Annotated in this window: 18 protein-coding genes and 1 pseudogene; 6 read left to right on the top strand and 13 right to left on the bottom strand. The window is 64.3% G+C overall.

What is annotated here, in order from left to right; translation table 11 throughout:
• Positions 1 to 62: 62 nt before the first annotated feature.
• From KYX69_RS23190 to KYX69_RS09555, 5 genes are read right to left on the bottom strand one after another with little or no spacing between them, the layout of a single operon-like run.
• A complete protein-coding gene (locus tag KYX69_RS23190) occupies positions 63 to 776 on the bottom strand; it encodes a M48 family metallopeptidase (RefSeq protein ID WP_367280184.1) in 714 nt (237 codons plus the stop codon).
• The gene (locus KYX69_RS09570) at positions 769 to 4,152 is read right to left on the bottom strand and encodes a type I restriction endonuclease (protein WP_300496509.1); all 3,384 of its coding nucleotides are present in this window, start codon (positions 4,150 to 4,152) and stop codon (positions 769 to 771) included. The genes KYX69_RS23190 and KYX69_RS09570 overlap by 8 nt, the downstream gene beginning before the upstream one ends.
• On the bottom strand, positions 4,149 to 5,411 hold the full coding sequence (locus tag KYX69_RS09565) for a restriction endonuclease subunit S (RefSeq protein ID WP_300496506.1): 1,263 nt from the start codon (positions 5,409 to 5,411) through the stop codon (positions 4,149 to 4,151). Before KYX69_RS09565 ends, KYX69_RS09570 begins: the two co-directional genes overlap by 4 nt.
• Positions 5,404 to 7,833, bottom strand: a complete 2,430-nt coding sequence (locus tag KYX69_RS09560) for an N-6 DNA methylase (RefSeq protein ID WP_300496775.1) — start codon at positions 7,831 to 7,833, stop codon at positions 5,404 to 5,406. The genes KYX69_RS09565 and KYX69_RS09560 overlap by 8 nt, the downstream gene beginning before the upstream one ends.
• Positions 7,834 to 7,855: 22 nt before the next feature.
• Positions 7,856 to 8,086 carry a type I restriction-modification system subunit M N-terminal domain-containing protein gene (locus KYX69_RS09555; RefSeq protein WP_300496505.1) on the bottom strand — a complete coding sequence of 77 codons (231 nt, stop codon included), beginning with the start codon at positions 8,084 to 8,086 and terminating at the stop codon, positions 7,856 to 7,858.
• A 477-nt stretch (positions 8,087 to 8,563) separates the two neighbouring features.
• Here KYX69_RS09555 and KYX69_RS09545 point away from each other — a divergent pair, with 477 nt between their 5' ends.
• The 4 genes and pseudogenes from KYX69_RS09545 to KYX69_RS09530 all read left to right on the top strand — a co-directional run bounded on the left by KYX69_RS09545 (position 8,564) and on the right by KYX69_RS09530 (position 10,156).
• Positions 8,564 to 9,208, top strand: a complete 645-nt coding sequence (locus KYX69_RS09545; RefSeq protein WP_300496499.1) for a S24 family peptidase — start codon at positions 8,564 to 8,566, stop codon at positions 9,206 to 9,208.
• Positions 9,209 to 9,220: 12 nt separating this feature from the next.
• Positions 9,221 to 9,646 carry a hypothetical protein gene (locus KYX69_RS09540; protein ID WP_300496496.1) on the top strand — a complete coding sequence of 142 codons (426 nt, stop codon included), beginning with the start codon at positions 9,221 to 9,223 and terminating at the stop codon, positions 9,644 to 9,646.
• Entirely contained in the window at positions 9,643 to 9,948 is a 306-nt protein-coding gene (locus KYX69_RS09535) for a DUF5818 domain-containing protein (RefSeq protein ID WP_300496493.1), read from the top strand. Before KYX69_RS09540 ends, KYX69_RS09535 begins: the two co-directional genes overlap by 4 nt.
• Positions 9,948 to 10,156 (top strand): annotated as a pseudogene (locus tag KYX69_RS09530) (hypothetical protein). Before KYX69_RS09535 ends, KYX69_RS09530 begins: the two are co-directional and overlap by 1 nt.
• A 19-nt stretch (positions 10,157 to 10,175) precedes the next feature.
• Here KYX69_RS09530 and mobF read toward each other — a convergent pair.
• Genes mobF through KYX69_RS09515 form a run of 3 tightly spaced genes read right to left on the bottom strand, consistent with a single transcriptional unit; the run spans position 10,176 to position 15,818 of the window.
• Positions 10,176 to 13,100, bottom strand: a complete 2,925-nt coding sequence (mobF, locus tag KYX69_RS09525) for a MobF family relaxase (protein WP_300496491.1) — start codon at positions 13,098 to 13,100, stop codon at positions 10,176 to 10,178.
• A 37-nt stretch (positions 13,101 to 13,137) separates the two neighbouring features.
• Positions 13,138 to 15,495, bottom strand: coding sequence for a type IV secretion system DNA-binding domain-containing protein (locus KYX69_RS09520; protein WP_300496488.1), 2,358 nt, complete (start codon positions 15,493 to 15,495; stop codon positions 13,138 to 13,140).
• Positions 15,492 to 15,818 (bottom strand): hypothetical protein, encoded by a 327-nt coding sequence (locus KYX69_RS09515; RefSeq protein WP_300496485.1) that lies wholly within the window; start codon positions 15,816 to 15,818, stop codon positions 15,492 to 15,494. Before KYX69_RS09515 ends, KYX69_RS09520 begins: the two co-directional genes overlap by 4 nt.
• A gap of 438 nt (positions 15,819 to 16,256) precedes the next feature.
• Here KYX69_RS09515 and KYX69_RS09510 point away from each other — a divergent pair, with 438 nt between their 5' ends.
• Positions 16,257 to 16,472, top strand: a complete 216-nt coding sequence (locus tag KYX69_RS09510; RefSeq protein ID WP_293682540.1) for a hypothetical protein — start codon at positions 16,257 to 16,259, stop codon at positions 16,470 to 16,472.
• An 81-nt stretch (positions 16,473 to 16,553) separates the two neighbouring features.
• On the opposite strand, the gene KYX69_RS09505 is transcribed toward KYX69_RS09510, so the two are convergent.
• Positions 16,554 to 16,790 (bottom strand): hypothetical protein, encoded by a 237-nt coding sequence (locus KYX69_RS09505; RefSeq protein ID WP_293682542.1) that lies wholly within the window; start codon positions 16,788 to 16,790, stop codon positions 16,554 to 16,556.
• Positions 16,791 to 17,119: 329 nt separating this feature from the next.
• Here KYX69_RS09505 and KYX69_RS09500 point away from each other — a divergent pair, with 329 nt between their 5' ends.
• Positions 17,120 to 17,350, top strand: a complete 231-nt coding sequence (locus tag KYX69_RS09500) for a DUF6437 family protein (protein WP_300496482.1) — start codon at positions 17,120 to 17,122, stop codon at positions 17,348 to 17,350.
• Positions 17,351 to 17,465: 115 nt separating this feature from the next.
• Here KYX69_RS09500 and KYX69_RS09495 read toward each other — a convergent pair whose 3' ends face one another.
• The 4 genes from KYX69_RS09495 to KYX69_RS09480 form a co-directional block, all read right to left on the bottom strand.
• A complete protein-coding gene (locus tag KYX69_RS09495; RefSeq protein ID WP_066672064.1) occupies positions 17,466 to 17,855 on the bottom strand; it encodes a single-stranded DNA-binding protein in 390 nt (129 codons plus the stop codon).
• 302 nt (positions 17,856 to 18,157) lie between these two features.
• Positions 18,158 to 18,589, bottom strand: a complete 432-nt coding sequence (locus KYX69_RS09490) for a hypothetical protein (protein ID WP_066672066.1) — start codon at positions 18,587 to 18,589, stop codon at positions 18,158 to 18,160.
• Positions 18,590 to 18,599: 10 nt separating this feature from the next.
• Positions 18,600 to 19,061 (bottom strand): DUF6878 family protein, encoded by a 462-nt coding sequence (locus KYX69_RS09485; RefSeq protein WP_066672070.1) that lies wholly within the window; start codon positions 19,059 to 19,061, stop codon positions 18,600 to 18,602.
• A gap of 120 nt (positions 19,062 to 19,181) precedes the next feature.
• On the bottom strand, positions 19,182 to 20,135 hold the full coding sequence (locus tag KYX69_RS09480; RefSeq protein WP_066672073.1) for a DUF2493 domain-containing protein: 954 nt from the start codon (positions 20,133 to 20,135) through the stop codon (positions 19,182 to 19,184).
• Positions 20,136 to 20,174 lie beyond the last annotated feature (39 nt).

Genomic DNA, 20,174 nt, shown 5'->3' with positions numbered 1-20,174 from the left:
TCAGAGTCGACCTTTGCTGCCACTATCACCAAATACGTTGCCAAACGCTAGGACTGCGCGGACTAGAGATCGCCACCTCTAGAACGAAGCCACTCCTTTCTATCAGCATACGAAGGCATTACACGACGAACTTCGGACCAAAATGCCTCAGAATGGTCGCTATATTTTAGATGCACAAGCTCGTGCACAACTACATACTCAATAACCTGCGGCGGCAGTTGCATTGATCTCCAGTGGAAATTCACAGTCCCATTAGGACTACAGGACCCCCACCTGAATCCTAGGTCCATTATCTGGACATATTTCCGTGGCTTGACGCGAACAATCTCTTTCCACCGGTTCACTAGCTCGTTCAAATATGGGTGGGCAGCCCGGGTATAGTATTCTTCTATTCTCTTATTTCCAGATTGGATCTGATCACGACGGAACAGAAGGCGGTCCCCTTCGAAGCGGATCGTTGGCGTTGGAGGTCCGTCGGGGTCGGTGTCTACGAGCTTCAGCCGAAAGTGCTTTCCAAGAAAATGAAAGCCCTCACCATCGATGAATTCAGGTTGTCGGAAAACCGTCTCGCGACCAATGCCTTTGTGCCCTGCAAGCTTCTGGTGAATCCAGATCATCCTCGTCTGGATCAGCTCGCGCGCCTGATCGAGGTCCGCATCCGATGGGAGATGAGCGACAAGGGACGCATCGCGTTCGACTGTAAGGCCGATCGTCTTGCGGCGCACGCTGCGCTTAACAAGAAAGGTGAGGTCATCGACACAGATAGTTTCAATCATGGGCGAACCCGGCGCGATTGGCCCTAGCGACGCCCATGCAATCAGCCGCAATGACGTCCAGCTCTGGAAACGGGAACAGATTGCAGCTGTCGAGCTGGCGAAAAACCCACCGCCTAGCTTCCTCTTGGCCCACGGGATTGTCCCAGAAGCCAGCTACAGCGGCCTCTTGGCGCAAGTACCGAACAATTTCCGAAGCCAGTTCAGCGAACTCGGCGTCCCGGTCGCTGTTCCCGTATCGCATCCGGAGAATGCCGAAGATCGGTCCGTCTGTGTACCGGTCGAGCCCGTGATACGCCGCTGACTCGGTTGACGCCGCCAAGGCCTCGTCGATGAGCTTCTGCAGCTGACTGGCGATTGCGTTCCAGTCTTCCTGATGACTGGTCAGAATCCCTTCAAGCCTCTCACTAAGGCTCTTGAATTTCGCCGGGTCCTTATCGAACGAAATCGAGATGTGGTGACGGAGAGCATTCTCCATGTCGGCCGCTTTGGCACGATCGGTCTTCTTGCGCGAAACCTCTGCGGCAAAGTTAGGATCGAGGATCTCGATGGGCGGGATCTTGGGATCTATGCCATGCGCCTCGATGAAGGCATCGAGCATGGCTTGGACCTTGTGCGCCACCCCACGCACATCCAGCGTGCCATCCCTATATAGGTTCGCCGCAGCCTTTGCGATAAAGGCAAAAATCTTGACGTCCTTGGTGAAAGGCCTCGCTTCGGGTCGCGGCATCAGCGTATCGAACAAGCCGATGAGGCGCTTCACCAGGACAAGAAACTGCGCCCGGAACTTTTGCTCCTTTAGTTTCCCGACGCACGCATCGACGTAGGCCTGCAGATCAGGGCCAAGGGTTATACCAGCATCGGCAAACTGCTTCACCACTGCATCCCTGGCTTGCCGAAGCTCAGGCAGCAGCTCTTCAGGCTTGCCGATTCCGCCTGTCAGATCGCTCTGGTCTTCGGCGTCATAGAGCGCCAGCGCGTCGGACAGGTTCTTTCCGACACCATAGTAGTCAACGACAATCCCAAACTGCTTTGCTTCTCCGGCCGTGCGGTTGGTGCGGGCGATGGCCTGCAACAGCTCAGCGCCCGCCATGGCGCGGTCGAGATACATCGCCTGTTCGACCTTCGCGTCGAAGCCCGTGAGGAGCTTGCTTTTCACAACGAGAATCGCGAGCCCATCGCGTGATAGCGGCTTCTTAAAGCGTTCGATCCGTTGCTTGGTCTCGGTCGCGCCACCCCATGCCTTCAGGTGAGGCAGATCGTTGTGGTCCACCGAGATAACAGCCGCAAACTCCAGGGCTCTGATCGTAACAAGGTAAGGCAGCGCGGTGGTCAGGAACGCCACATCTCCACCGGCATTCTGCGCATCCTCGGGCGCGATATCCTTCAAGATCTCCGCAGCGCCCTCAATGGCGGCGACGATTTCGTCGCGAGCGTCGTTCAGGGCATCGACATACTGGACCGCCAGTTGCCGGCTGGAAGCGACAAGCTGCGCCTTCAGAAAATTGGGGAGAATGTTGACGATGTAGTGCCGGAGCACGTCTATCGCCTTGGCCTTCAACGGGTCGGCCGCATTCAGAACCCGCGCGCGCGTCGCATAGCGATCCTTAATCGCCTCCCGCTCCTCGGTCGACTTCCCGGCGAAGGTCGCATCGAATAGTCCATCCAACGTGCCCTTGTCGGTCACATCGGCTTTCAGTTCGCGCCCCTCGTAGAGGATCTTAACGATCGCGCCGTCAGCCTCCGCATCCCGAAGCAGGTAACGGTCGATGTAGGTGCCGAAGATCTCCCGCGTCTTCTTCTTGCTCTTCTCCTCGATCGGGGTTCCGGTGAAGCCGATCCGCGCTGCGTTCGGCAGAGCGTCCAGGAGGTTCTGGTGCAGCCCGCTTGTGTGCGACCGGTGCGCCTCGTCGATGAGGACTAGGACGTCATCACTTTCGTTCAACACGGGGAAGGCCTGTCGCTCGCCGATCTTCGCAACCAGCTTGCCCGAACGCAGCTGATCGGGCTTAGAGGGGAGCGCATCACTCTCCGCGACCTGACGCTCGTCATTCTCGGCAGCGAACACGATTTCCTGCTCGTCACCGCCGCCGTTCCGCTCTTGCAGCTTCTGGATCATCACGAACACCAGGTCAGGTTCTTGGCGGCCCAGATGCGCTTTCGCGCCATCGGCATTTCGCGCCACTCGCATAACCTGACCGGCGAGCTTGGCAGTCTTCGACAGCTGGTCCTCGAGATCGATCCGGTCAGTGACCACGACCACCTTGAACCGCCGAAGCTCCGGGAGTGTCCGCAGTTTCTTGACCAGGAACACCATAGTCAGGCTCTTTCCGGAGCCCTGGGTGTGCCAGATGATACCGCCCCGCCGATCCGTCATGCCATCCTGGCGGCGTGTCTTGCCCTCGCGTAGCCGATTGAGCGCGATATGAACCGAACGGAACTGCTGATAGCGGGGCACGACCTTGATCCGAACGCCATCGTCCGTTGTCATAAAGACGGTGAACGAGCGTATCGCGTCCAGAAGATACGCCGGCCGCAGAAGGCCCGCGGCGAGCACCTCCTGCTGCACCAATTCCGTGCCGGGCGCCTTGCCGATCTCGCGGCACACCTCGTCGTTGGCGGCGCGCGTATGCTCAATACCGATCGGCTTGACCGAGCGCCACGGCAGGAAATCGTCGGGCCGAGCCGTGACGGAACCGACACGCGCGTCGTAATAGTCGGTGGCGACCAGAAGGTGGTTCGTCCAGAACAGCCGCTCCGCGCCCTCATTCTTCTCGGGAACGCGGCGATTGGCGTAGCGGCGCATCTGGTCGATGGCGGTGGCCATGGGGTCGGTGACGGCGGGGCTCTTGGCCTCGATCACCACGAGCGGCAGACCGTTCACGAACAGGACGACATCCGGCACGATGAACCCTGACACGCCGCTTGCGCCGGGCGGGTCCACACGGAACTGGCTTACGGCGACGAATTCGTTCTCGTCGTCCGGCTCGAAGCCAATGAAGCGCACGCGCCGCTCATGCTCGCCGTCGGGGCCAGAGACATTGACGCCGCGCACGATCTTGTCGTGCAGTTCCTCGTTGATCGCGATGAAGTCCCTCGCGGTCGGCCGTTCAAGTTGCGAGATCGCCTGTTCGATGCGGCGATCGTCCAGCCACTCAGACCCATCGTCGTTGCGGTTCAGGTGGCGCAGCGCGGCCTCAAGCCGGTCGCGCAGCAGCGTCTGCTGAAAATCGGCGCGGCCCAGCAGATGATAGTCCTTGCGGCCACTGGCCGGGTCTTCGTCAGCACCCTCGACATGGCGCCAGCCCATCGCGCCCAACTGGTGCAGCAGCGGGCGCTCAACGACGTTCAGTTCATCCAGGCGGTCCAGCTGGCTCACTCGGCCGCCTCCCGAATGGCAGCGAGGGGCGTGCGGCCGCTGAGGAGGTCATCGCGCAACCCTTCACGAAGTGCCGCGAGCTTGGCGCTTTCACAGCGGTGATCCTCGATCGCTGCAGAAACACCGTTCACGCGTTCGATGATGGCGCGTTGTTCTTCCAAGGTATTCGGCACGGCGATCAAGGCCCGCCGGAGGTTCGTGGGATTGATGTTGACCTGCTGGACGCCCGGCGTCGCGAACTGCCGGATGGCGCGCTGCACTGGAGCCCAGTTCAGCCAGAGATGAAGGAACTCGGGCAGCAATTCGTCGCCGCAGTGAAGGCGCACCAGGTAGGACGCGAAGGCGGGACCAGGTTCGTCGTGCCGCCAGATGGCGGCCTTTCCAACATGCTCCCAGCTGTTGGTGCGGTTGAACAGCACATCATCGCGCTGCACCCGGAACCGCTCGACCGCATGCGCCGGCGCATATTTCAGATCGGACAAGTCGAACTCACCGTCTTGGATGTTGTTCATCCGCAGAACAGGAATGCCGCTGCTGATGTCGCCCAAGGACAGGTTGGTGCCATACTCCGCGTTGATGACGAAGCGGCCCAGGTTCGCGACTTTCCATGTCGCCGGGCGTAGGCCGACCACTGTCTCGACCAGTGCGGATGAAGCCCGGGGTGAGCCGTCATCCGCCAAGCCTCGCGTGAGCAAATCGTCGATCATGCCAACGCGGACTGTCCTCAATTTCTCGAACAGTGCATCAACTTCGAGGATGGCGTCGTCGAGCGCATCAAGAATGTCGGCAATCGCCGCTTGAGACGGTCTCTCAATCCTCGGGATCTCGAAGCTTTCGAAGAATCCAGCTTGCACGCGGCGCTGCCCCGCCGAGCCAGTCATCGACGCTTCACCCGCACGCAGAAAAGCCGGGTGCCGTGTCCAGTGATAGATGAAACGGGAATCGTGACCGGGCTTGGCCCGCAAGACGTGAAATTCAGTGCTGCCAAGGCCGAAGTCGGTTTCGAGCGCCGAAAGCAGCGCGACCTTCCCATTCTCGAAGCAGGGTGTGATCTTCGCAACGATCACATCGCCGCGCTGGAAAAGGGTATAACCCCTCCTTCCATCCGAAATCGGACGGTGCTCCGTCGCATGCCACCCGCCTCCCTCCGCAACGGCGGCCATCGGGATGAACGCGACCGGCGCATCGTTTGCCACCCCGTTGGTATCCGTCACCGGATTGACAGACGCGAAGTCAGACAGCTTGGCCGCCTCACCCATACCTGAGTTCCTTCAGGTAGCCTTCCAGCCGCTTGGTTGCGTCAGTCCTTCGCCCCTCGATGTGCTTGAGGCTGACCCGATACTTGTCCCAAAGGCGATCGAGACCGGATACTAGTGTGCCGACACGACGCGTACGGGCACGCTCGAGTCGGTCGAACAGCCGCTCGCGGTCAATGGCGAGCACCAGCTCGCGGCAATCATCGTCGTCGAGTTCGGCCCGCGCTGCGGTCAGCCGCTCGACAAAAGCCGCTTTGAGCTGCCGCAACGTCGCGCGCGCCGCCTTCAGCTCCTCTTTGATCGCCTCATAGGGTGCGAGCATCGCATCGATGGCCTCCGCCTCTTCGACCAGCGGCGCGAGGCGGCGATTGAGGTCGGCAAGTTCGGCCTCAAGCTCCCGCACGTTCATGCCCTGCGCCCGCATCCAGTCGATGGAGCCCTTGGATGGCTTTCCGACGGGTGTGGTCTTCACTAGCTCCTTGCGGCGCTTGTCATCCTCGCCCATCTCGGCGCGCAGGTCCTTGCGACGCTTCTCCAACACCTTGGGCAGCGTGGCGCCGTCCTCGGCCCCGTCCATCCAGTCCTCGGCGCCATCGACACCGTCGCCGGTTTCCCAGGCTTCCTTCTCGGCCTTGATGCGTTCCACCTCGGTCTGTGCTGCGGATAGTTGGCTCACATAATCGGCCATCCGGTGCCGGACGAAGGGATGCGCGAGCAACTCCTCTAGCGTCGCCTTCACGGTCTTCTTGACGTCGCTGTCCTCGTCGTCGTCGGCCTCTTCGTCTTCGAGTGCGGAACGCAGCGTTTCAACCCAGCCGTCGACAAGCTCCGCGAAACCGTTCTCGACGATGACGCGCAGCTCGTAGCGGATTTCGTCCCACCAGCCCGCGATGGCGCCCATCAGCGCATAGCGATCGACGCAGCCGACCGGTAGCATCGCCGGCTCGAAACTGTCGAGCAGCTCCCGCCGCAACGGCATGAGGCGCTTGGTTTCTGGCAGATCAGCCAACCCTGTCTGCGCCGAGGCCCACCAGGTATCGAAGGCTCCCAGCATCTCTCCGGCCCGGGCGGCGACGCCAGCATCGGTTTCCATCAAGGCACGGATGTCGGCCCGCTTTGCCACGGTCTGGGCGAATTCGGCATAGTCGGGATCGCGGTCGGAGAACGGCGCGCCAACGTCGAAGCCCTGGGCCATTGCCTGCGGGCGGATGGCTTCGATCTCGCGCTTTGGCACGCCGCCATGAAGGTGCGCGCGAACGTCGTGCGTCTCTGGCGGCGGGCTGCTGTCGGCGTAGCGACGGATGTTCAGGTTTCCGGCTTCGTCCTCGATGATGGCCTTGTTATCGACCACGGCCGCGAAGCCGGAGACATCGGCGAAGGCATCATAGGCGCTGATAATCTTCTCGATGTGCTCCGGATCGATGAAGTTCTGCGCACGGCCTTCGCGATACTCGCGGTCGGCATTGATAAAAAGCACCTTGCCCTTGCGCGCATCGGGCTTGCCCGCCGGATGGCGCATCACCAGGACACAAGCAGGGATACCGGTGCCATAGAAGAGATTTTGGGGCAGGCCGATGACCGCCTCGATGCAGTCTTCCTTGAGAAGCGCGATCCTGATCTTCTTCTCTTCCCCGCCGCGGAACAGCACGCCGTGCGGCATCACGACCGCCATCTTTCCGTTCTGCTTCAGGCTCGCCAGCATGTGCTGCGCGAACATCAGGTCGCCCTTCTTGCCCGTCGTCGGGCACCAGCCGAAGCGGAAGCGGTCGCCGAACTGGATGCCGCGCTTGGAGTAGTTCTGGCTGAAAGGCGGGTTGGCGATCACGCGATCAAAGCGCATCAGGCGCCCGTCCTCGATGTGCTTCGGCTCGAGCAGCGTGTCGCCATTTCGGATGTCCGCGTCGGGAACGCCGTGCAGCAGCAGGTTCATCCGGCAAATCGCCCAGACAGCCCCGTTGTCTTCCTGTCCATAGAGGCGCAGACGCCCTCCGTGCTGGAGGGCATGTTGATTCCCCTGGTTCAGCATGCCGCCGCTGCCACAGGTCGGGTCGTAGAGCGACGTGCCACCCTGCGGATCGAGGATCCGCACCATGAGCTGAACGACGCCCCTTGGAGTGTAGAACTCGCCGGCCTTCTTGCCGGCTGAGTCGGCAAATTCGCTGATCAGATACTCGTAGGCAGCGCCGAGCAGGTCCGGAAACTCGAAATCCTCATCGAGAAGCCGGTACTTGTTGAAGTGGCTGATGAGCCGCCGCAGCCTCTCGTCGGGGATTTCAGATTCGCCGATCTTACGGGCGAAATTGATGTGACCCAAGACACCCGACAGCGCCTGATGGTTCGCGTTTTCCAAGCCCGCCAGAGCCTTGTTTAATTCGTTGGCGACATTCGAATGGACGTCGTTCAGCAGCCGCCCCCATCGGGCGATGGCAGGAACGAAGAACGTCTTTTCATACGACGAGGGATGATCGGCCCTTTGGAGCCTCCTCGTTCGTCCGGCCCTGAGTGCGCTGCTTCTGGATGATCCTATCGCGCTGCTGCTCGAACACGTCCGAGCATCGCTTCAGGAACAAGATTCCGAAGATGTATTCCTTGAACTCCGAAGCGTCCATTTTGCCGCGAAGAATGTCGGCTGCTGCGAACAGATGGCGTTCGAGTTTTTCAAGGGTCAGCTTCGCCATTCTCATTCGATCCTATCGGGAGTGGTCAGCTCGCGATCAGGTATCGTCGATTGCCCCCAAGCTCGTTGACTTAGCCTTGGGGCTGAGCCCCCGCAACTATCCAGCTCTGAGCGTCCACCTCACATTCAAAGGTTCTGAACGAGCCCGAGGCTGCTCGATAGCTTGCTGGCCAACGTAGGGACACCACTCAGCCGATCCGCGCTAAGCTTTGACCCAGGTAGCGTTGCAACCGGGCGCGCGTTTTTTCCCTCGGACGTCTGCCCGATCGAAGGTCAGCGACCAACCTCGGATCTCCTGCTACCAACCTGCCGAAGGTACTCGCCGGCATGCGGGTCTGCGCCAGATAGCTCTCGATCTGCTCCAGAAGCTCCATTGCTCGACTCGCATCGCTCTTGCGTTCCTGTTATGTTCCTACTAGGAAGGCATCCTAGAGTCTAGGATCGGATTTCCTAGATGCACTCAGTGGGACCGCCAGCGATGGACGAAGCACGCAAAGCCCTGGACGAGCTGATTCAGCAACGAGGATACAATTACTCCTCGGTTTCCCGCCTCCTCGGGCGCAATGCGGCCTATATCCAGCAGTATATCCGGCGCGGCAGCCCGCGGAGCCTGGACGAGCAGGATCGCGCAGTGCTTGCCCGGTTCTTCGGTGTGGACGAGAAGGTCCTTGGGGCTCCCGACCGCCGCTCGGGGCCGGTTGTCGAGCTGGTCCACGTGCCCGTGCTCAGCGTCGAGGCTTCCGCCGGTCATGGGGCACTGGCCGAGATGGAATCCAAATGCTCCCAGTTTGGCTTTGATGAGAAATGGCTCCGCCGGCTGACCGCCAGCAAGGCGTCGAGCCTTTCCATCATCGGCGTGCATGGGGACTCGATGGAGCCGACCCTGCACGACGGGGACGAAGTCATGGTCGATCTCGCCGACGGGCAAGGGCGGCTGCGCGACGGCATCTACGTCCTGCGCATGGACGACGCGCTCAACGTGAAGCGGATCGCGATCGAGCCGCAGGGCCGACGGATTTCCGTGCTGAGCGATAACCCGGCCTATCCGAGCTGGCGGGGCCTCGAACGCCGCAGCATCAACATTGTCGGGCGGGTGCTTTGGTTTGGGCGTGCGCTGCAGTAAGCCCGCCGTTCCATGCTGACCTTCCTTGCCGCCTCGATCGTTGCCGCCGGGCAGACCTTCACATGCACCCCGACCCACGTGTGGGACGGGGATGGACCCATCTGGTGCGCGGAGGGACCGCACGTCCGGCTCTCCGGTATCGCGGCGCGCGAAATGGACGGCAGCTGCCGAACCAACCAGCCCTGTCCCGACGCCTCGCCGACCGAAGCCCGGGACGCGCTCGTGGGCCTGCTCGGCGGCGCCCGCGGACGCAATTCGACGGGCCACATTGCCGTCGCGGGCCCCAGGATGACGTGCCGCTCCGAAGGTTCGGCGGGGGGGAACAGGACAGCGGCTTGGTGTCGGTTGCCAACAGGCACGGACCTGTCGTGCGCCATGATCCGCACGCGCACGGTCCTGCGTTGGGATCGCTACTGGAAAGGCCCGGACTGCCGGTGAACGCCGACCTGCACCTGCGCGGCCGTCTCGAACGGGGAAGAGTGGGCCCGGTCCTTAGGGCCGACGGCGGCGGCACATGGGAGCTCGACGCCGGAGGGCGAGCGCACCGGCTGGTCGGCCAGGAGGTCGAGGTCGTGGGACAGCGCGCCGGGTTCAACGGGGTCGCCTGCGAGCAGGTGTGGCCCGCCGGCACACCGCGGCCGCGACAAAGCAGGGTTAGGATCGAGTATCTCCTGGCCGGGGGCCTCGTCGCCTACGGCGTCATTGCCTTCCTCGTGGGGCTGGTCGGCTATTTCCGCTGATGCTGAGCGAATGGGAGCTGTGGGCCTGCGCCAATCGGGTGCTGCAGACCCACGGCGAAGAGGCTGCGCTCCATGCCGCCGAGCAGATCGGCGCCCTCGTTCTGCAAGGCGATGCCGAGGGCGTCCGCACTGGCAGGCGATCGCCGCCCGCATCGCGCAACTTTCCGCAACCGGCGGGCAAGCACCGCCCATTGACCGGATGAGTTGATCGGGCGGCGAGAAGGGCCTTAGATCCCGATTTCGAATGGCTTGGTGAGCGACCGATCGCGCTCGGGCGGCTCGCGCTCTGGTAGCGGCGACCTCCCTTTCGCCTGGCCCTTGGCGGCGGCGTCGCGAAGGAGATCCACGGTCTCCAGCGCCGAGCGCTTCATGCCGGGGTTGCGCTCGACGGCCGCCTCCAGCTTGCCGGCATTGTCGACGAAGAGGGTGAGGCCGTCGCGCAGCCGGGTGATCGTCACCAGGAAGGTCTGCTGGTTCGAGAGATTGCGCTCGTGGCTGTCCATGACCGCAATGCCGCGATCCGAAGTCAGCCCCTGGGCCATGTGCGCGTTGAGCGCGTAGGCAAGGTCGAGCCGTTCGAGCATCGGGTCGCCGCGCGACAGGCGGTGCTCGGCCCCGAGCGAAGTCTTCACCGTCACGCGCCGGTCGTCGATCGCGACGATGCGCGCCTGGTCGGCATTGAGCAGTCCGCGCTTGTGGTCGGTTTCGGTCCAGCGGATTCGGTCGCCGACGTGAATGTCGAGCGGGCGGACCTCGAACAGCCGGAGCGGGTCCTGCTCGCCTTGCGGGCGCAGCGGCCCGGGACGAAACTCGAAGCGCCGGCCGCGTTCGTTCTCGAGCGTCACCCGCTCACGGACGGCGTCGGTGTCCACGACCCGGTACTGGCCCTTGAGCAATCTCTGCCCGCGCTGGCGCCGGTCGATCTCGACCACCATTCCTGGGCCATAAGTGCGGGCATAACGCAGCTCCTCGCGGGTGACATTGACTCGGGAGAGGGTGTCCACCCTCATGCCCACGGTCCCGAGCTCCCCGTTGGCGCGCAGGCCCGCCTGCACTGCGTCATTGACCTGGCTCCGCAATGCCCGGCCGGAGGCATAGATGGACGTGCGCTCGCGCTCCTCCGGCGACAGCGACAGCCAGGCGGCAGCGGCCTCGACGGCGGCTCCCTGAGCCACCTCCACGACATGCTTGCCCAAATGCCGCAGCGCCTCGTCGATCTGCCCGCCCTGGGCCGCGTACTGCGCCCGGCGAAGCGCCTGCTCCCGAGCGCGGACATTGATGTTCATGACCGCGGTTTCGACCCCGGCCTGCTGCATCACGTCGAACGGCTTGCCCGCATCGACCGCGCCGAGCTGCTTGCGATCGCCGATGCTGGCGAACCGATCGAGCTCGAGCAGGTTCGCGAGCCGGACGAGCTTTTCCTTGTCGGCATTGCCGACCATCGATGCCTCGTCGAGCAGCACGACGGTGCCGCGCATGGAAGACCGGGCGTCGGCAAACCGCGCCGGATCACCGCCTTCGAGGAGGTCGCGGTGGCGCCGAAGGAAGCGTGTGACGGTCATCGACGGGATGCCGGTCTCGCGCTCGAGCATCTGCACGAGCGTGTTCTGCACGGCCAGGCCCAGCACCGCCCGACCCTCCTCGCGCAGGATGTCGGCGACGGGCTTGAGGACTGTGCTCTTGCCGGCGCCGGCGATGCCCTGGATCGCCACGATGCGGTTGTGCGAGCCGAGCAGCAGGCGCCCTGCATTCTCCTGCCCGGGATTGAGTGTCATCCCGTATTTGAGCTGGGAGAGCGCCTGCAGCCGCTCGCCGGCAACCTCGGACGGCACGATGGCGGGAGCAGTTCCCCGGCCGCTTTCGACGCTCGCGATGATGCGCTGCTCAAGGCCGATCGCATCGCGCGTCGTCACCAGCTCGCGGTCAGCCCCTTTGCCCCTGAGCAGGTGGCCCTGGCGCAGCAGCTGGTCCACGCGGTGCTCGATCTCGGGCATCGAGGTGGGCAAGGCGAATCCAAGCGCCGTTCGATAGATCTCGGCGCGCGGAAATGCCGCCTCGCGCTCGCCGAGGTGACGAACGGCTGAGGCAACGGCGTGCACCGCGGCGATCTGCTCTGGTGTCCGCTTGCCCATGTGCGAAGGGACGAGCGGGTCGCCCTCCCGCAGCCCAAGGCGCTCGGCAAAGGAGGCGGCGAGGGAGCGCCCGCGCTCCACAAGCGAGCGGACCGTCTCGCCCAAGCCCGGCACGTTCCCGAGGTCCTGGGCCGCCCGCGCGTTGGCCCTGGCAATCACCGCCGCAGGGTCGAAGCCGAGCTTGGCCGCAGCCTCCTTCCACTGGCGCGCGAGCGCATCGCGGTCCTCGATCGTCGCCTTTTCCGCTCGCGTCATCAGTGTCGCGGCATCGAGCACGCCGGGTCCCCGATGGTCCATCTTCGCAACGGCTTCGAGTATCTCGGCGCGGCGGGTGCTGAAGGCGTCTCGGTTGGATTTAGGAACGCCCACGGCTTCGAAATTGCCGTGCTTGCCGAACTCCCCGACCTCGTAGCCGAGCTTTTCGACGGACAGGCGAAAGCGCGCCATGGCCATCGCATTGAGCAGCGTGTTGTGCTCCCAGAGCCTGTCGTTCCTGAGCGCCCGCCATTTGCCGTCCGGCCCTTGCGTCACGTTGGCGACGACGGCGTGGATGTGCGCATTGGGCTCCTGGTTCCGGTTGGTGTCGTGCTGGAACAGGCCGATCACGAGGTTGCCGGTCGCGATCACCCGCTCCTTCCCTCGGACCTCCATCCGGGTCTCGGCGAGGTTCTTTTCGGCCCAGGCCAGCGTCTCCTTCACTGCCGCGGAGTAGGCGTCGAGGATGCGCCGATCCCCGCCCACAAGCGCAAGCAGCGACCAACTCTTGGGCATCGAGAAGGTGAGGTCCGTGCCGGCGCGGTGCACGCGGTTGTCGCTGCCGACGCGGCTTCCGTCCGGCAGCAGGCCCTTGAGCACGGCCTCGAACTGCCGAGCCTCGATGCGACCCTCGAGGCCGAGCGTGCGGGCGCCCTTTCCAAGCCATTCGCCGGAGCGATCGGCATCGGCCCGCGTGTAGTAATTATCGGCGGCGAAGTAGTTCGCGGCGCCGCCGGCCGTGCGGACATTGGCTACCGAGAGCATGGTCCGGACCCCGACCGGGCAGCGCCTCCTGCCATCGTCAAAGCTGCAGGTCGCCGAGATCGGGTTCGTCGCGCGGCGGGGCGTCGCGCTCGGGCATGCCGTCCTCGAGCATCAGCTTCCGGGCAGCGGCATCGGTCGGCCGCCCGACCGGCCGATCCGCATTCTGCGGCCGGCTTGCGGGATCCTTCACGACAGGAGCGTCGGGCCGGCCGGGCTCCTGCGCATCGCGCGCGGGGTCGTTCCCGGCAGACGATGTGCCCGCGCGAAGCACGGCGTCCTTGGGAAGCGTAAAGGCAGGTGGAGCGGGGCTCGCCTGGGCGGGAACATCGGCCGCATGTCTGCCGTGTGCCCCCGTCGCCGGGGGCTCTCCGACGTCGATCCTCAGGTCCGAGGGAGGGTCCTGCGCGGGCGACATTTCGCTCCTCGACTTCTCGGTCACGTCGCGCGGTTCGAGAGCCAGCACGCCCTGCTTGGGGACCACAGGCTTGCCCGCGCCGTCGTCGTTGGTCGACGGATGTTCGGTGGTCCCCGAGGCTGGTTGGGCTGGCGGCCGGAGGGGCGGCGCCTCCCGCGGGAGCGTTCCTGCCGATGGCCGATCGTTGGCCCGGCCGATGAAGGTCTCGGCGACCCGTGGGCGGCTCACCGGCTTCAGCTTGACGGGTGCGGCGGGGAAGCCATCGGGGAACTTGATGTACCCCGACAGCCGCGGCAGGTTCATCAGCTGGTCGGGCAGGAGGAGCGGCTCGATGTGCTTGCGCGGGGTCAGGCTGACCGCATCGCGGGCATTGTTGTAGCCGTAGGTATAGGCTTCCTCCATGTCGCGGACCTGGCGGTGGCCGATGAAGTCCGAGCACCAGGTCGCCGTCTCGCGATCGGCTGTGCCGAGGATCAGCTTGGTCCGCGCGAGCGACGATAGCGTCATCGCCATGTTCTCGCCGTAGACCTCCTTGAGCTTGGCATACGCGTGCAGCCCGAGCACGATCGCGCCGCCGAAATTGCGCGCTGTCTGCAGCCCTTTCTCGAGCGCCGGCAGACGATGCAGGGCGCCCAGCTCGTCGATGAAGAACCAGCATTTGAGGTCCTGGGTGCGCGCGGTCGTCATCAGCGTGTTCATCGCCATGTCGAGCCAGAGCGTGAGCAGCTGCGCGCAGACGCTCATGTCGACATAGCGGGCCGAAATGAACACCACCGAGCCCCTGCGGTCGTCTTCCTCGACCCAGTGGCGGACCGAAAAGCGCGGTCCCGTGACAGGCAGCAGCTTCAGCGCCTTGGCGTTCACGTTGAACACCGCGCGGATCGACTCCGCCATGCGCGCGGCCTCCGGGGCAGTGAGCGGATCGGCGATCGTTCCGCGCATCATGGCATGGACGCGAGAGAGGTCTGCGGTCATCAATTCTCGCGCGAGCGCGTCATTGGTGGCGCGGCCTTCGGCCACCAGCTTGAGGCAGAATTCAACGAACAGGGCGCGCGCGGCGATCACCCAGAACTGCGCCTCGCCGCCGCCGTCGTGGGGCACGAGCGCCTCGGCCGCGGCCCAGAACTCGCCCTCGCTGCGGCACTCGTCGAAGAGGTTCCATTGCGGACAGCGCGCGTCGAGCGGGTTGAGGATGATGTCCCGGCCGCTGTCATGGAAGTGTTCGATGAATGCGCCGGTGAGGTCGAAGACGACGCAGCGCTGGCCCTTGGCCCGGGCCTCCGCGATCATGTCTGACATCGCGACCGTCTTGCCCATTCCGGTGGTGCCGATCAGCATCGCGTGGCTCTGCTCGAGCCGCCACGGATAGACGACCGTCGCCAGGTGCGATGGCTGATACGGAAATGCGGCGGCGAGCTCGCGCGGACTGCACAGCCGCCACTTCCAACCCAGGGCTTCCGTCAGCTCGCGAGTTCGTTCGCGCCTGTTGTGCACGCGCAGCTCATCGACGAGATCGGGAAGCGTGACGAGCAGCGCGCCGCGCTCGTGCTTGCGTTCCTTTGAGCGGCTGCCGAAGCGCGCGGCGAACCAGTAAAAGAGCGCGAAGGCCGGCACCAGCAGCAGCGCCGAACGGGTCAAGGCGGCGCCCAGCAGAGCGAGCATATGGTCCCACGCGCGCACCACGGGCAGGAAGCTGTCGAGCATCGCGATGGGAAGCTGGACGGTCCCGCCGAACGCTGTCTCGAGCGCGATCCGCTTCTCCGGATCGAACTCCATGAAGCCGTAGATCGTGGCGTAGATGCGCATCCAGACGAGGTAGGCCTCGTGGTCGGAGAGGCTCCCCGAAAGCGTCCACCACGACGTACATCCGATCACGGCGCAGGCGACGATCAGGGGCCCCTTGAGGCCCGCCGCGAACATGAAGCTGAAGTGGCCGAGGAGCTGGCTGCCGCGGGTGAAATTGACGAGATTGCGTTTCATGCTTCGCCTCCCTCGTCGGTGCTGGGAGCGAGGCCGAGTTCACGAGATTTGCGGGCATAGGCCTGATGCGCGCGCTCGCGCAGCGCGTGGTCCGGATGCCCCGCCAGGAGCGCATCAACGCCCACCATCAGGAAGACGGAATGGCGGGCAATGCGGTTGACCGAATGCTCGAGGCGGGAGACGTAATTATCGTCATCGCAGGCCTGCGAAAGGAGCGAGCGGATCCACTCGCTGACGCTGATTTCCCGTCGCCGCGCAGCGGCCCGCACGCGCACAGCAAGGTCGTTCGACACATGGACTTGCAGAGAGATTGGCCGTGACATCCACGGACTCCTCGAATGTGGAGCCCGGTGTCGCGCTGCGAAAGGCCTGTCCTCACTAGGTCAAATCAGAGAACATGTCAAGAACATCAGAAATGCCGGATTTGTGCGGCCCTGGCTCAGCTCTCATTCGAATCCGATTTGAAAACCGGCGTCATTCGAAACTGATTGAGAAGCTGCCACTGGTGAGTTTCCCGCTTATCCCTTTGTGTTTACGCCATTTCCCTCTGCGACCAGTCGCGTAGGGTGTGCCCCCTGTCCCCAACTTCGCAGGCAGGAACCAGTGTGTTGGCCTGGACCGGACCGAGCGGATTTGCTCCCGCTGACCGGCGGCGCGCGGGCCGGGCAAGCCGCCTGTCGGAGGGAGGCGAAAGCTATGGGAATGGAGCAGTCCGGGGAGATAAGATCACGTGCAAGAATCCCCCGGACAAGGAGTGCGGGATGGCCAGCGTAAGCTTGAGCGCGACGCCGAAAGGCAAGGGCTACCAGGCAACCGTCACCTATTCGGACGGCGTCGCGATCAGCTCGGCCGAGGCCTTTCCGACCCAGGCGGAAGCGATCTCGGCGGCCGCGCTGAGGCTGCTCGACCTGCCCGAGCGACTGGAGCGGTTCGACGCCCCGGAGGGCGCATCGACGGACGCCGGAATGGCCTCCTGAACCTCCCTAAGCGTTGGCTCAAAGGAGCCGAGCAAAAAGAATGGAGGAAGCCCGGAACGGACTTCCTCCTGTGGAGCGGCATCAGAATTCGTCGGTCAGTTTGGTCGGCACGGTGTCGACGACTCGGTCCAGCATGGCCTTGGGCAGCGCGCCATAGTCACCCTCGTCGACCGCGATGTAGCCGGCCTCATCGTCAATCAGGACATACTGGGTGAAGTAGCTGTGAAAGGACCTGGCATGGGCCCGGTCAAGGGCAGCAACGAAGGCTGCCTGATCGGCCTGGTAAACGGCACGGGCAATGTTCGGTGAAGCGTACATGACTGTCCTCCTGATGTTCGATGCGTCGCATCAGGAGATTCGCGATGTGGGTGACGGGCCGGGTCAGGGACCGCGTGGAACACGCGGCCGCGAAGCGGCGATGGGGGAAACGATTTTTGTCGGGGCTCGCCCCGGCAAAAATGGTGGGGCCCCGTCGTCCTTGACGCGGCCCCCAAGCCCGCATCACACTTGGAAACTCTGCGAGAGAGACCTCTCCCCCACGGTTGCGGGTACGCGTTCGGGCAACCTCACAAACCGTTTTCCTACACGCCGCGACAATGGCAGAATCGGTTCTGGAGGGGACCAACGGCCAGCGAAAGGTACGACACATGGCCAGGTCCAAACCGAGCGCTCGGGATGCGCTCAGGAAGCTGCTCGAACAGCGCGAAGAGCTCGATGCCCGTGAAGCCCGGCTCCGCGAGGAAGCGGCCGCCGAACTCGGCAAGCTGCTCGTCGAATGCGGCGCAGAGACGATCGAGCCGGCGCAGCTGCGCCAGCTCGTCCGCGCATCGATGGCGCTCGGGATCGACGAGACGCTGAAGCGCATCGCTCCCGCCTGATGGGCAAACGCGGCGGTGCGCGGGTTCGATGCCCCGCACCGCCGCCAAGCAGTCACGCAAAAGAAAAGGCCCCGATGGTCTGTGCCACCGGGGCCTTGTCGCGGGATCGGGACAATCAGTCCTCGTCGATGTCGGGCGCGCCCTCGTTGGCGCTCGAACGGCCCTTGGAGAGGAAATCCACCTTGTCGGCGATGATCTCGCAGCCGTAGCGCTTGACCCCGTCCTTGTCGTCCCACGAGGTGTAGTGAATCCGGCCCTCGACGGTCACCAGCTGGCCCTTGGTGCAGTATTTGGCGACATTCTGGCCGAGCCCGTTGAAGCAGGTGACGCGGTGGAACTCGCTTTCCTTAGCGGTGTAGCCGTTCTCGTCCTTGTAGGTCTTGCCGTCCTTCCTGGCCGGACGGTCGGTCACCACCGACATCGAGGTGATGCTGGTTCCGCCCTGGGTGGTGCGGGCTTCGGGATCGCGGGCGATACGGCCGACGAGAATAACGAGATTGGTCATGGGTCTTCTCCTGATCGAGCAATCCGGGTCCATCCCGGCTGCAAACCCGAGCAGAAGCGGCCCACGGCGAAGCGCACCGAAGGGGAACCTGGAGACGGTTCGGGTGGTGCGGGCAGCCGGGCGCAAGCCCGGCAACACGGCCGGACCGGGTCCGGGTTGCGCGCCTCGACGGGGCTGCTTCAGGAACAGGTTTGCTTGAGAGCCGGGTTGGTCACGGATGCCGTTGACAGGACCGCCATGCCCGTTCGGTTTCGAGCGGCCGACACCGGTTCGCCCGCATCTGCAACCGCCGCGGAGCAGCTTCAAATCGCGATGCGAGACCGGCCGCCCACGGAAGAAGAAGGGCCGCTGGATGGGACGACGTCACCGCGAGCCGCACGATCGCCTGACAGCTCGACGGACTCGTCGAGACGATGCCCGCGAAGCATCCAGGCTTGGGGAGTGATGAGGCGCGCCCAGTCCGCGAACGAGGGGATCGATCCCAGGTCCTCACGCACGTGCTGCTCGCCGACAAGGCGCACCGGGACCGACCGACCGTCGGCGTTGACGATGGTCGCTCCGAACAGCGTTTCGAGCATGAATATCCCCTCGGCATGGTGCCGCAGCGCGCGGTGCCTGGGATCGGCCAGGATCGCTTTCGACTGGTCGAACCATTGGTGAAGCGGGAGATAGTCCTCCACGTTGCCGCCCCATTTCCGCACCGAGGAAAGCGCATGGTAATAGCAATGCGCCATCTCGCTTCTCCTACAGCTCGGTCGAGTGATCTTCGGAGGCAGTGAAGCGCAGGCTGCAATCGAGCGTGAAGCTCGCGTCCGCCACATCGATGACGAGTTGGCCGTACGCGCCGTCGTTGAGCTCCCACCCGGGATGGTGGCGTTCGAGCGCGAGACAGCCGAGCGATTCCAGCGCCGCCGCCAGCGATTGCGCCTCGGCCTGCGCGTTGCCCTCCGAGGCCTCCGGACGGAACGGTTCCACAGCAGCGTCGGGACAAGCAACCGAAGCGTTGGCGGCATCGTAGCAGATGCATTCCTCGACGGCGCCGCTGTCGCCATACCCGTCGAAGCGGACTTCGACGCGGGCGATTCCCGCTGTCCGCAACGGGGGGATGACGACAGCCTTGAGATGCTGGATCTCGATCTGCTCCCGGGCGTCACGCTCGGCCTGGCGAACCGCGAACTCGGCGATCGCGGCTTGGAAATCTGTCATGAGAAGTTCTCCTGTGCTGCCGGCTGGACGTCCACCGCCCAGCCCGCACAGGCAGAAGATGCCTCCCCTCTGGTGCAGCTGCCAGCGCCGAGTTGGCGCTGGCGCGAAGGCGCGCGCGCCCTACTCGGCGGCGACCGCCGTGCTGCGCGGGCATGTCCCGAGCGGACCCCGCCGATCGACCACGGTGATCCGGCGCGCCTTGGCTTCGATCACGAGCCGCTCGAGAACACCGTTTCCCGGAAAGGCGACCACATAGCGGGGGTCGAGCGAGAGCATGCGCTCGTTGCGCTTGAAGCCGGCGCGAGCGCCGAGCCGCATGTCGAGCGAGAACGTCACCTGCGGCACCTGCCGCCGCTCGGCCCAGGACGAGGCGAGCCGGTCCACGCCCTTGCTGTCGCCGCCGTGGATGAGGACCATGTCGGGCACGCGGTCGCGGACCTTGTCCAGGGTTGCCCAGACGTTGTTGGCGAACGCGAGCGCGTCGGCTTCGGTCGCATGGCGGGTACGCCCGCCGGCGAATACCACCGGGGTTCCTTCGGGCATTGCAGCGCGCCGCTTGGCTTCGGCGCGGGCGCGCAGGAAATCGCGCCCTTCGACCAGGGCGGAAGTCAGCATCGCGCTGTGATTGAAGCGCGAGCTCGAGACCGGCTTCCACGAAGAGCCGAACTCATTGAGGTAGAGCGCCGCGGCGACCTCGCGCATTTCCTCGAGCGCCAGCATCGCCGCTTCGGCGCATTGCGCACGCTCGACCTGGGTCTCGAGTTCGTGCGTCTGGACCTCGGAACCGTCCGCGGTGGCGATCAGGGCCCGGACCTCGTCGGTGGCGCGGTCGAGCGCCGTCGACTTGCGGGTCGCGGACCGGTGAAAGATGTTGACGAAGGCCCAGCCGAGATCCTCGGCGTCGGCCTCGAGCGCGGTTCCCGAGATCATGGCAAAGAGATCGGACCAAACTGCTTCGAGCGTCTGCACGACCGCTTCGCGAAGCGGAAAATCGTCGGAAGAGACCGGCGCGGGACCGATCGAAAAGCCGGAAAGGTCGAGCCCGGCGAGCTGATCTGCGAATGAGCTGTGCATCTTGTCCTCCTGACTGGTGGCGCTGCCAGGAAGGCCGTC

The sequence above is a fragment of the Sphingomonas sp. genome (genome assembly GCF_030145815.1).
Lineage (GTDB): Bacteria > Pseudomonadota > Alphaproteobacteria > Sphingomonadales > Sphingomonadaceae > Sphingomonas.
The sequence above is the reverse complement of the archived record's forward strand: the minus strand, read 5'-3'. Positions and strand labels throughout refer to the sequence as shown.

What these genes read in the sequence shown, in the direction of transcription:
- KYX69_RS23190 (WP_367280184.1), bottom strand. Translation starts at nt 776, where the DNA reads ATGATTGAAACTATCTGTGTCGATGACCTCACCTTTCTTGTTAAGCGC.
- KYX69_RS09565 (WP_300496506.1), bottom strand. Translation starts at nt 5,411, where the DNA reads ATGGGTGAGGCGGCCAAGCTGTCTGACTTCGCGTCTGTCAATCCGGTG.
- KYX69_RS09555 (WP_300496505.1), bottom strand. Translation starts at nt 8,086, where the DNA reads ATGGCGAAGCTGACCCTTGAAAAACTCGAACGCCATCTGTTCGCAGCA.
- KYX69_RS09545 (WP_300496499.1), top strand. Translation starts at nt 8,564, where the DNA reads ATGGACGAAGCACGCAAAGCCCTGGACGAGCTGATTCAGCAACGAGGA.
- KYX69_RS09540 (WP_300496496.1), top strand. Translation starts at nt 9,221, where the DNA reads ATGCTGACCTTCCTTGCCGCCTCGATCGTTGCCGCCGGGCAGACCTTC.
- mobF (WP_300496491.1), bottom strand. Translation starts at nt 13,100, where the DNA reads ATGCTCTCGGTAGCCAATGTCCGCACGGCCGGCGGCGCCGCGAACTAC.
- KYX69_RS09520 (WP_300496488.1), bottom strand. Translation starts at nt 15,495, where the DNA reads ATGAAACGCAATCTCGTCAATTTCACCCGCGGCAGCCAGCTCCTCGGC.
- KYX69_RS09515 (WP_300496485.1), bottom strand. Translation starts at nt 15,818, where the DNA reads ATGTCACGGCCAATCTCTCTGCAAGTCCATGTGTCGAACGACCTTGCT.
- KYX69_RS09510 (WP_293682540.1), top strand. Translation starts at nt 16,257, where the DNA reads ATGGCCAGCGTAAGCTTGAGCGCGACGCCGAAAGGCAAGGGCTACCAG.
- KYX69_RS09505 (WP_293682542.1), bottom strand. Translation starts at nt 16,790, where the DNA reads ATGTACGCTTCACCGAACATTGCCCGTGCCGTTTACCAGGCCGATCAG.
- KYX69_RS09500 (WP_300496482.1), top strand. Translation starts at nt 17,120, where the DNA reads ATGGCCAGGTCCAAACCGAGCGCTCGGGATGCGCTCAGGAAGCTGCTC.
- KYX69_RS09495 (WP_066672064.1), bottom strand. Translation starts at nt 17,855, where the DNA reads ATGACCAATCTCGTTATTCTCGTCGGCCGTATCGCCCGCGATCCCGAA.
- KYX69_RS09490 (WP_066672066.1), bottom strand. Translation starts at nt 18,589, where the DNA reads ATGGCGCATTGCTATTACCATGCGCTTTCCTCGGTGCGGAAATGGGGC.
- KYX69_RS09485 (WP_066672070.1), bottom strand. Translation starts at nt 19,061, where the DNA reads ATGACAGATTTCCAAGCCGCGATCGCCGAGTTCGCGGTTCGCCAGGCC.
- KYX69_RS09480 (WP_066672073.1), bottom strand. Translation starts at nt 20,135, where the DNA reads ATGCACAGCTCATTCGCAGATCAGCTCGCCGGGCTCGACCTTTCCGGC.